Here is a 10,179-nt window from a genome sequence, read left to right as displayed (position 1 = left end):
CACACACCACGTGATCATTCCGGGGCCGTCGCCATGCCCGGAAGGCAGATCACGACCGTCACGCATCACGCATGATCAGCCACCCGACAGGCTCTGAGGCATCCACCTCCGCATGTGTCGCGCACATCGCGAAGAGCTGTGGGCCCATCGGGACGGGAGCGCACTGCGTACCCGCGGGAAACGACGTCGTCCAGGTGACCTCACCGCCGTGCGCATCCCGGGCCTCGAAGCGGGAGTTGGAAGCGTCGACCGTCACGACGGCGGAGCCGACCACAAGGGCGTCCTGATTCCGACCCGTGACGGCCTGCGACTGGGCGCCGGACGGCACGGACCACAGCTCCCGGCCGTTGTTCGCGTCGATGGCCACCACCTCGCTGGGAGGGTCCTGCGGGGCGTCCTGGGCGGCGAAGCGGTAACCGAGCACCGTGTCGTCGGTGGCGCCCACCAGGTGCATGCCCTGGACGGGGACGCCCGGGCTCTTCACCGTCCACACCCGCGAGCCGTCCAGGACTCTGATACGCGTCGCGACGACACCGCCACCCCCGCAGAACAGCGCGTCGCGGCGCGCGACGCAACGCAGCTCGTCCGGGATGTCCGCGCGACCGCCCTGCACGGTCTTGCGCCACGGCTTGAAGCCGTCCGGAAGTGCGGCACCCGGCGCCGCAACGCTGTTGCCCTTGTCGCCGCCGCTGTTCCCCCCGAAGCCACCCGCCGTCAGTGCGGCGACTCCCCCGCCGATCGCTGCCACCGCGACCGCGGCCGCGAGCACAGGACGCCATCGGTGACGCAGACGGCGGCCGATGCGGGTGCCGGTGCTCCCTGTATCGGGACCGGCCGGGGCGGTGGTCGGGGCAGTCGGCGCCGGGGTGGCCCGCGTCGCGAAGTGATGCTGGGTGATCATGTCACGGGTGCAACCCGCGCCAACCCCGTTCGCGTCGGTCCCACCGAGGTCGGCCGGCAGGTCCCGCAGCAGCACGAGGAGTTCGTCCGCCGAGGGGCGCCCGGTGGGCTCCTTGTCCAGGCACGACTCGACGACCGCACGCAAAGCCACCGGCACGGCACCCAGCGACGGCTCCTCGTGGACCACCTGATAGGCCGTCATATAGGGGCTCTCCGCGTCGAAAGGCCCGTGGCCCGTCGCTGAGTACACCAGCAGCGTCCCCAGCGAGAAGACATCGGACCGCGGCCCCACACCACGCGGCGCCTGCAACTGCTCCGGCGACATGAAGGGCGGCGTACCGATGACCCGCCCTGTCATCGTCAGCGTCTGCTGGTCCATGGCGCGCGAAATGCCGAAGTCGATGACGCGCGGGCCCTCGGGCGAGAGCACGACGTTCGAGGGCTTCAGGTCACGGTGGACGACCCCCACCCGGTGGATGTCGCGCAGCGCCTCCGCCAGCCCGATGGCGAGCCTCCTCAGCTCCGCTCCGTTCAACGGGCCCTTCGTGGCGATGCGCTGGGCGAGCGTGTGCCCCTCGATATAGGTCGTCGCCATCCACGGCTGCTCGGCCTCAGGGGCAGCGTCGACCACGGCGGCGGTGAACGCGCCGCTCACCCGTCTCGCCGCCGCCACCTCCTGCCGGAAACGGATACGGAACTCGTCGTCCCCCGCGAACTGCTGGTGGATCAGTTTGATCGCGACAGGTCGCCCCGAACTCGTACGGGCCAGAAAGACCGTGCCCATGCCACCCGAGCCGAGCCGCGCCTCAACCGGATAGCCGCCGATCTCGGCTGGATCACCTGCGCGCAGCGACACTCTTCCCGACCTCCCGTCCCCCGTGCACCTCTGCCACCACGGGCCTGAGTACCTGTCCTGCACACAAACTAGCCGCAGGGCAGTACGGCAGAGCAAAGCGGGTGACGAACAGGGAGCCCAGGGCTGCTCCCGTGCCGCACACGACGAAGCCCCGCCAAGAGCATGGCGGGGCTTCGTCACAACACGGACGTGCCCGACATGGAGGTGCTCTTCGTGGGCGGCCCCGACCGTGCGACGGCCGTCGGCACCAAGGGCGTCGGCGAGGTCGGTCTGGTCGGGCTCGCCGCGGCCATCGGCAACGCCGTCCGCCACGCCACGGGCCGGCGCCTCCGCTCCCTGCCCTTCACTATCGACCAGCTCATCTCCTGGGCTTCCACGGCGTGTCGGCCCCTTCGGAGCCGAAGGACTACGAGTCCGTGCCCGACAACCCGATCGCCATGTTCTACGGGGACCTGCCCCAGGACGAGGCCGAGGAGGCGGTGAAGCGGCTGGTGCCCCAGAGCGCCAGGTCCTTCAGCGATGCCCTCACCGAGGTGGGGTGGCACGCCGTTCCGTCGGCGTACGTCATCTGCGAGAACGACCAGGCACTGCCCGCGGAGAGACAGCGGGGGCTGGCCGAGCGGTCCGACACCGTGCACCGCGTGGTCGCCGACCACTCGCCGTTCCTGTCACAGCCGGTCCAACTGGCCGCCCTGCTGGAGGAGATATCCCTCGCGTCCGACGCCTGATCCGGGACGTCACGCCGCCGGGACCCGCCCTGCGCCCCGGGGGCGCGCACCGCGCCGCATGTTCCACTGCGCGAGCGGCCGCAAGGCGTCCACCAGGTCCTGGCCGTCGGGGGCCAGCTGATAACGGATCTGCACCGGCGTGGTGGGGATGACGGTGCGCTCGATGAGGCCCGCCGCCTCTAGTTCCTTCAGGCGCTGGGAGAGCAGCCGGTCAGAGACACCGCTGATCAGCGCCCGGTACTCGCCGAAGCGTCGGGCGCCCTGGACTGCGGCCTGCAGGACCGAACCGGTCCAGCGGCGTCCGATCAGTTCGAGGGTGCCCTCGAAGCTCGGGCAGGTGTCGTCATGAATCGCATCCACTTACCAAAGATTAGCACCTTACCCATCGTTTCGGCTTCGAAGCGATCCGGAGGACTGTAGACCCATGACCGACTACGAACGCCCGCTCTCCTTCGGAGTGAGCCTCGAACCCTCCGCCGGGGCATGGCCTCAGACCCGCCTCCTCGCCCGCAGGGCGGAGGACTCGGGCCTCGACTACATCGCCGTCCAGGACCACCCGTACCAGCCCGGTCACCTTGAGGCCTGGACGCTGATCTCCCACCTGTCCGCCCTCACGAGCCGGATCTCCTTCCTCACCGATGTCGCAGATCTCCAGCTGCGGCCGCCGGTAATGCTCGCCAAGGGCGCGGCGTCGCTGAGCGTGCTCACCGACGGCCGGGTCCAGCTCGGTGTCGGCGGTGGTGGCATCCCCGACGCCATCGCCTCGATGGGCGGTCCGGCGCGGCGCGGCCAGGACATGGTGGCGTACGCCGAGGAGTCCCTCGGGCTACTGCGTACGGCCCTGGCCGGCGGCGGCGTACAGCTGCACAGCCCCTACCACTCCATCGACGGCTACCACGCCGGACCGGTGCCCCCGAAGCCGGTCGGTCTCTGGCTCGGCGCCCAGAAGTCGAAGATGCTCGCCCTGGCCGGCCGGGTCGCCGACGGCTGGATCTCCCCGCTGAACATCTACGTTCCGCCGCAGGAGGTGCCGTCCCGGCAGCGGATCATCGACGAGGCGGCCGTGGAAGCGGGGCGCGACCCGAGGGCGCTGCGGCGCGTCTACAACGTGACCGGCGCCATCGGCTCGCTCGGCGGGCACCGGACCGGACGCGGGCTCGTGGGCGATGTGCAGCAGTGGGTGGACACCCTCACCGAGTGGACCCTGGAACTCGGCTTCGACACCTTCGTCTTCTGGCCCGCCGCCGATTCCGAGCGGCAGCTCTCGCTCTTCACCGACGAGGTCGTGCCCGCCGTGCGCGAGCGCGTCGACGCCGGAAGGAGCGAGCGATGAACACCTCCCTCGGCACCCTGCCGGGCGAGCTGGCCGGGAAGGTGGTTACCCCCGGCGACCGGCGATACCGGATGCTCCGGTCCACGTACACCACCGTGGGCAGCCCGGCCGCCGTCGTCGTGCCCGAGTCCGCGGGCGACGTCGGCGCCGCGTTGCGGATCGCGCGAGAGACGGGGCTGCGGGTCGCGGTCCGCAGCGGCGGGCACGGCCTGTCCGGCAGTGGCACCAACGACGGCGGGCTCGTCATCGACCTGAGCGCGCTGCACCGGGTCGAGGTCATCGACCGCGCTTCCCGCCTCGTCCGCGTCGAGGCGGGCGCCCGCTGGGCCCAGGTCGCCCAGGCACTCGCCCCGCACGGCCTCGCCATCAGCTCGGGCGACCACGGGAACGTCGGCGTCGGCGGCATCGCCACCGGCGGCGGCGTCGGCTGGTTGGTACGCACGTATGGGCTCACCGTCGACCACGTCCGTGCCGTGGAGGTCGTCCTGCCCGACGGTACGTTCGTACGCGCCGACGCGGAGGCCGAACCCGACCTGCTGTGGGTGATGCGCGGGGCCGGCGCGGGAGCCGGGATCGCGGTCGCCTTCGAGATCGAGGCCATGGAGCTGGGCGACATCGGCTACGTACAGCTGGTCGCGGCGGTGGACCCGGCCGGGGAGACGCTGCGGCGCTGGGCCGAGGTCGTGCGGGAGGCTCCGCGCGAGCTGTCGACGGCGGTGATGCTGGCCTCGCGGGGCACCAGCACGGCCGCCTTCATCACCGCCGTGGTGTCCTCGGACAGTCCGTCCACCATCCGCGAAGCCGTCGAACCGCTGCTCGGCATCGGAGACGTGACGGCCCAGGAGGCCCACGTCGCCCCGTACACGGCACTGGTCCCCACCCAGCACCTGCACGCCAACAACGGACAGATGGCGACCGCCACGACCAACGGACTGCTCACGGACATGACTCCGGACGCCGCCCGCGCCCTGGCCACGGCGTCGGCGGGCCCGCATCCAATCCTGGTCCAGCTGCGATCGCTCGGCGGCGCAGCCCATGATCCGGATCCTTCGGCGACGGCCTTCGCCCACCGCCACCAGAACACCCTCGTGGTCGGCTCGGCCTTCCCCCCGGACGGCCGCGGTGCACTGGCCACCGCCTGGGGCTCCATCGACCCCCACGCCGACGGCGCCTACGTGAACTTCGAGAGCACGCCCGACGAGGCCACCTTCGCCCGCGCCTACCCCGGAGCGACCGGAACCCGCGTCACCGAGCTGTGGCAGCGCTACGACCCCGATGGGGTACTGCGCCCTCAGTGGCGGGCCTGAACCACCCGCCCATCTCCTACCGAACGGGTGCCCGCGGCACCGCCACGGGCACCTGCCTGTCCCTTGCACCACCCCACTCTTCCTTCACTGGAGTGACGCCATGGCTGCCTTGCTGCACATCGACTCGTCCGTGTTCCCGGGCAGCGCCTCCGCCTCCCGCGCCGTGACCGAGACCTTCCGCAGGGCCTGGGAGGAGCAGCACCCGCAGGGCACGGTGATCTACCGTGACCCCGCCGCTCACCCCGTCCCGCACATCACCGCCGCCGCCCACGCCGCCGGGTTCGCCGCCCCGGACGCCCACACGGCCGAGCAGGCCTCCGCCTTCGCCGAACGCCCGGAGCTGATAAGGGAGTTGGAGCAGGCCGATGCGGTACTGATCGGCGCCCCGATGTACAACTACACGATCCCCGCTGCCCTCAAAGCATGGCTGGACAACGTGATCCTCCACGGGCGCTCACGGAGAGCTCAGTCCCCTCATCTTCGATCTCACCCCAGAACGCGTTGGACACCCTGTCCAGCAATGTGTCTTGACATTGGCTCGGCTCGTTGAGGACCTTCGGTCGGGAGCTTTTCCGAACAGCTGAGTGACGGTCAGCTTTCCGGGCGGCGGTAAACGCCGTACCAGTAGCAGCGGGCCAGCTCGCGGGCGACGGCTTCGTCGTCGCTTCCGTCGCTGCCGGACACCTGCTGCGCAAGGACCTGGCTACCGCCCTGGACGATCAGCTTGGCTGCCAGCTTCGGGTCGATGTCCGCCGGCGTCCTGCCTTGCTGCTGCTCGGTCCTCAGCACCATCACCAGGTTGTCGATGAAGCGGTGCTGGTCCGCCGTCCACACCTCGTGCACCTGAGGGTCGTACGCGGCCACCTCGTTGATCGCCACGAGCAGAGCCTCGTGTTCCCGGTAATGGCGCAGGATCTGCACGTAGGCACGCGCAAGGCCGTCGACGCCGCCGTCGGGCTCCCAGGACGCCGCAATCTCGTAACTCCGCTCCTTCAGCGAGCCGGTCAGGCGAAGCAGCACATCGGACTTGTCGCGGAAGTACAGGTAGAACGTCGATCGAGAGATCCCGGCGGCGTTCGCGATCTGCTCCACACTGAGCTCGGTGAAGGTCACACCGTCCCGCAGGCGGGTCTCGAGCACGGACGCGATCCGATTCTCGAGCGCGGCGCGCCGGTCGGCGGAATTGGAGGAGCGTCGGGTGATGGAGGCCATGGGGCCATCCCAGGAAACCGTCGTCGATCGTCCACCACAGGTCAGGGCGGGGTGACACGGGCCCCATAGCCCCCGCCCCCGCCCGGCGGCGGGAACGGCCGACGACTCGTATCGATCCTGATGCCCAGACCGGATCGGCCGACGCTCCACCTCGTGGCCCCAGACCGGCGAGCCCGTACACAGCAGCGGGTGACGCCACCGCGGCCCTCCGCGTAGGTGACCGGGGCGCTGGAATCAGCCACCCCGTGGCAGGGCGTTGGCTGCGCCTCAGTCATGGATGCGGATCGCAGGCACGGTTCCCACCTGTTCCACAACCTTGACCCGGAATTCTTCGAGCGTCTCAACCAGCTCGGGGTGAGCCCCACGGGACCTCCGCATGGCCATCCCCGACCACGCCAACCGCATCCTCACCGACCCCGCCTGGTCCGCCCTGACCACCGCCCACGCCCGCTCACTGGCTCGTCGTATTCACGCCCGTGGTCTGTTTCCAGCGGTTCACCGAAGATCCGTAGCGTCTCGGATCGTCGCTGGTCCGCCCCGGTGAGGCGGTTCCGGCCTCGTATCGAGGGAGCACTGCATGCCATTTCCGGAACGTTCCGTCAGCCGTCGCTCGATCCTCGCGGCCGGCGCCGCTGCGGCAACCGCGGTCGCGCTGCACGCATCCCGCGCCACGGCCGCCACCGTGCCGCCCGCATCTGAGGCCGAGACCGGCTGGGTGAATGCCACGCTGCACCGGATGACGCTGGAGGAGAAGGTCGGCCAGCTGTTCACCACCCGTGTATACGGCGAGACCGCGGACACCACCGACCCGGACGCGGTCCGCACCAACCAGTCCTTCCTCGGGGTGGACAACGCGGCACAGGCGGTGGCCCATTACCACCTCGGCGGCTTTGTGTACTTCGCCTATGCCGGCAACACCCGTGCGCCCGAGCAGGTCGCCGGTCTGTCCAACGGAATCCAGCGGGTGGCTCTCGATCAGCGGTCGGGAGTGCCGCTGCTGCTGAGCATCGACCAGGAGCAGGGCGCGGTGGTACGCCTGGGTCCGCCGGCCACGCAGTTCCCCGGCAACATGGCCCTTGCCGCCGGGCGCAGTGTCGCCGACGCGGGCACTGCTGCCGGCATCACCGGCCAGGAGCTGCGGTCCGTCGGTGTCAACCAGAACCTGGCGCCGGTGGCCGACGTCAACATCAACCCGGCCAACCCGGTGATCGGGGTGCGGTCCTTCGGCGAATCCCCCAAGATGGCCGCCGAGATGGTGGTCGCGCAGGTGCGCGCCTACCAGGGCGCCGGTGTGGCCGCGACCCTCAAGCACTTCCCCGGCCACGGCGACACCGCGGTCGACAGCCACAGTGGACTGCCGGTCATCAGCCACTCCCGTGCGGAGCTGGACCGGATCGACCTGCCCCCGTTCCGGGCCGCCATCGCCGCGGGCGCCGATTCGATCATGACCGCCCACATCGTCGTGCCGGCGCTCGACCCGTCCGGCGACCCCGCCACCCTGTCCCACCCGATCCTCACCGGGCTGCTGCGCGAGGAGCTCGGTTACGACGGCGTCGTGGTGACCGACTCGCTCGGTATGGCCGGCGTGCGGCAGAAGTACGGCGACGAGCGGGTGCCAGTGCTCGCACTCAAGGCGGGCGTCGACGTGCTCGTCAACCCGCCGGTGATGAAGGTCGCCTATGACGCGGTCCTGGCTGCGGTCCACAACGGTGAGCTCACCGAGCGTCGCATCGACGAGTCGGTGGCCCGGGTGCTGCGGCTGAAGTGGCGCCGCGGAGTCGTCCATTCGCCCTTCGTCGACACCGCGGCCGTCGCAGGCACGGTCGGCACGCCGGACCACCTCGCCACCGCAGAGCGGATCACCGCCCGCACCACGACGCTCCTGCGCAACGACGCGGGTGCGCTCCCGCTTCGATCGGCCGACGCGGTGCTGGTCACCGGATGGGACGACCCGGCGACGCCGACGACCACCGCGGCCCTGGGTAAGGCGCTCACCCGCCGGGGCCTGACGGTGGACGTCCTGAGCACCGGGGCGAAGCCGTCCCAGGCGCGCATCAACGCCGCCGTCGCGGCCGCGCAGTCCCACGACACCACAGTGGTGCTCACCAACCGCGCGAACAGCGATGCCGGTCAGCAGAAGCTGGTCAAGGCGCTGCTGGCGTCCGGCGCGCGGGTCGTCACGGTGGCCGTGCGCGACCCGTACGACGTGATGTATTTCCCCGAGGCGCCCGCCTACCTCACCACCTACGCGTTCAACGACGTGGCGATGCACTCCCTCGCCGGGGTGCTGACCGGAGCCATCCAGCCCGCCGGACGCCTCCCTGTGACCATCCCCGACCCTGCCAACCCGGGAACGCCCCTGTTCCCGTTCGGTGCCGGCCTCACCACCATCTGATCCGGAGAAATCAATGAAGCTCAACGTCCGACGTTCCGTCCGCGGCAACCGTGCCGCCGCTGCCGCGCTCGCCGCCGCCGCCGTGCTCGCCGCAGCGGCGCCGGCAACGGCCGGGGGCACCAACATCCCCGGGTCGGCGGCTCCGGCGGTGCCGCTGCGGGTGGCGACCTACAACATCCACGCCGGAGCCGGCGAGGACAACGTCTTCGACCTCGACCGCACCGCGGAGGCCATCCGCGGTCTGCACGCCGACGTGGTCGGCCTCCAGGAGGTCGACGTGCACTGGGGCGCCCGGAGCAACTTCGTCGACGAGGCCCATGCGCTGGCCGAGAAGCTCGACATGAACGTGTTCTTCGCACCGATCTACGACAACGACCCGGCCACCGCGGGCGGGGACCGGGCACAGTACGGCGTGGCCGTGCTGAGCCGCTACCCGGTGCTCGAGGCCGAGAACCACGAGATCACCCGGCTCTCCACCCAGACGCCCAACCCGGTGCCGGCCCCCGCGCCCGGCTTCGCCGAGGTGACGGTCAACGTCAAGGGCTCGCACGTGCACGTCTACTCCACGCACCTGGACTACCGGGCCAACCCGTCGGTCCGCAGCGCCCAGGTGAAGGACATGCTCAATGTGCTTGCCGAGGACTCCGGACCGAAGGTCCTGGTCGGTGACTTCAACGCCGGGGCGAAGGCCCCGGAGCTGGCGCCGCTGTGGAAGGAGCTGCGGGACGCCGCCCCGAACGGCGGCGGGACGTACCCGGCGATCAACCCGTCCAAGCGCATCGATTTTGTGACCGTCTCCCCCGACATCACCATGGTCGGTGCCCAGGAGGTCGCGACGGATGCGTCGGACCACCGCCCCGTGGCCGCGGACCTGGAGCTCCACCAGCGCGGCGCCTGAACCGCCAGAGGCCAGGCGACGCCCCGTCAGGGAGCCCGTCACGGCCCCATGCACGCCCCCCTTCCCGCCCGGCGAACCGGGCGGGAAGGGGGGCGTCGGCGCTTTCCGGATGCGGATCAAGGCCTCCTCCACCGCACGGTTGCTGAGCACGCTCACCCGGCCTGCCGCGACGTTGATGTCCACGCAACGACACCGGAGATGGCAGCCAGTTCCACGTTGACCGCCTCCACTCGTTCGTCGTCACTCCGGGGCAGGCCGCCGACAGTCCCCGCTTCGTCCCGGTGCTGGAAGGCGTCAAGGTTCGCGGACCGGTCGGCCGCCCGCGCATCCGGCCCGGCGCGGTCGCCGCCGACAAGGCGTACCTCCCGCGCGAACCGCGCCTACCTGCGGCGACGCCGCATCCGCAGTGTCATCCCGGAGAAGGCCGACCAGGCAGCCAACCGCAAGAAGAAGGGGGGCCTTTGCCCCTGATCGTGGACACCCTGATCATTGGATCGTGAAGATCCATAGGACAGGAGTTCCCGTTGGGGACGTCGAAGTACTCGCCTGA

7 protein-coding genes and 3 pseudogenes are annotated in these 10,179 nt (G+C 70.6%); 7 read left to right on the top strand and 3 right to left on the bottom strand.

The features are described 5' to 3' along the window. Positions 1 to 100: 100 nt before the first annotated feature. Positions 101 to 1,756: pseudogene (locus AB0N06_RS36375) on the bottom strand (protein kinase); the annotation flags it as partial. Positions 1,757 to 2,136: 380 nt separating this feature from the next. Here AB0N06_RS36375 and AB0N06_RS36370 point away from each other — a divergent pair. Continuing rightward, entirely contained in the window at positions 2,137 to 2,484 is a 348-nt protein-coding gene (locus tag AB0N06_RS36370) for an alpha/beta fold hydrolase (protein WP_366138971.1), read from the top strand. Between the two features lie 9 nt (positions 2,485 to 2,493). Here the strand turns inward: AB0N06_RS36370 and AB0N06_RS36365 are convergent, their stop codons facing one another. Next, positions 2,494 to 2,844: a helix-turn-helix domain-containing protein gene (locus AB0N06_RS36365; RefSeq protein WP_366138970.1), complete on the bottom strand. Its 351-nt coding sequence runs from the start codon at positions 2,842 to 2,844 to the stop codon at positions 2,494 to 2,496. A gap of 64 nt (positions 2,845 to 2,908) precedes the next feature. Between AB0N06_RS36365 and AB0N06_RS36360 the strand changes: the two genes are divergently transcribed. From AB0N06_RS36360 to AB0N06_RS36350, 3 genes and pseudogenes are all read left to right on the top strand, one after another. Beyond that, positions 2,909 to 3,817: an LLM class flavin-dependent oxidoreductase gene (locus AB0N06_RS36360; RefSeq protein ID WP_366138969.1), complete on the top strand. Its 909-nt coding sequence runs from the start codon at positions 2,909 to 2,911 to the stop codon at positions 3,815 to 3,817. Continuing rightward, positions 3,814 to 5,124 carry an FAD-dependent oxidoreductase gene (locus tag AB0N06_RS36355; RefSeq protein WP_366138968.1) on the top strand — a complete coding sequence of 437 codons (1,311 nt, stop codon included), beginning with the start codon at positions 3,814 to 3,816 and terminating at the stop codon, positions 5,122 to 5,124. The genes AB0N06_RS36360 and AB0N06_RS36355 overlap by 4 nt, the downstream gene beginning before the upstream one ends. Positions 5,125 to 5,224: 100 nt before the next feature. Next, positions 5,225 to 5,581, top strand: a pseudogene (locus tag AB0N06_RS36350) (NAD(P)H-dependent oxidoreductase); the annotation flags it as partial. Between the two features lie 134 nt (positions 5,582 to 5,715). Here the strand turns inward: AB0N06_RS36350 and AB0N06_RS36345 are convergent. Then, positions 5,716 to 6,336 (bottom strand): TetR/AcrR family transcriptional regulator, encoded by a 621-nt coding sequence (locus tag AB0N06_RS36345; protein WP_366138967.1) that lies wholly within the window; start codon positions 6,334 to 6,336, stop codon positions 5,716 to 5,718. Positions 6,337 to 6,913: 577 nt separating this feature from the next. Here AB0N06_RS36345 and AB0N06_RS36340 point away from each other — a divergent pair. The 3 genes and pseudogenes from AB0N06_RS36340 to AB0N06_RS36330 form a co-directional block, all read left to right on the top strand. Then, positions 6,914 to 8,731 (top strand): glycoside hydrolase family 3 protein, encoded by a 1,818-nt coding sequence (locus tag AB0N06_RS36340; protein ID WP_366138966.1) that lies wholly within the window; start codon positions 6,914 to 6,916, stop codon positions 8,729 to 8,731. 13 nt (positions 8,732 to 8,744) lie between these two features. Beyond that, a complete protein-coding gene (locus AB0N06_RS36335) occupies positions 8,745 to 9,629 on the top strand; it encodes an endonuclease/exonuclease/phosphatase family protein (protein WP_366138965.1) in 885 nt (294 codons plus the stop codon). A gap of 230 nt (positions 9,630 to 9,859) precedes the next feature. Beyond that, positions 9,860 to 10,085: pseudogene (locus tag AB0N06_RS36330) on the top strand (transposase); the annotation flags it as partial. Positions 10,086 to 10,179 lie beyond the last annotated feature (94 nt).

The organism is Streptomyces sp. NPDC051020 (assembly GCF_040683105.1).
Classification (GTDB): Bacteria; Actinomycetota; Actinomycetes; order Streptomycetales; family Streptomycetaceae; genus Streptomyces.
This window is presented reverse-complemented; position numbering and strand designations above follow the sequence as displayed.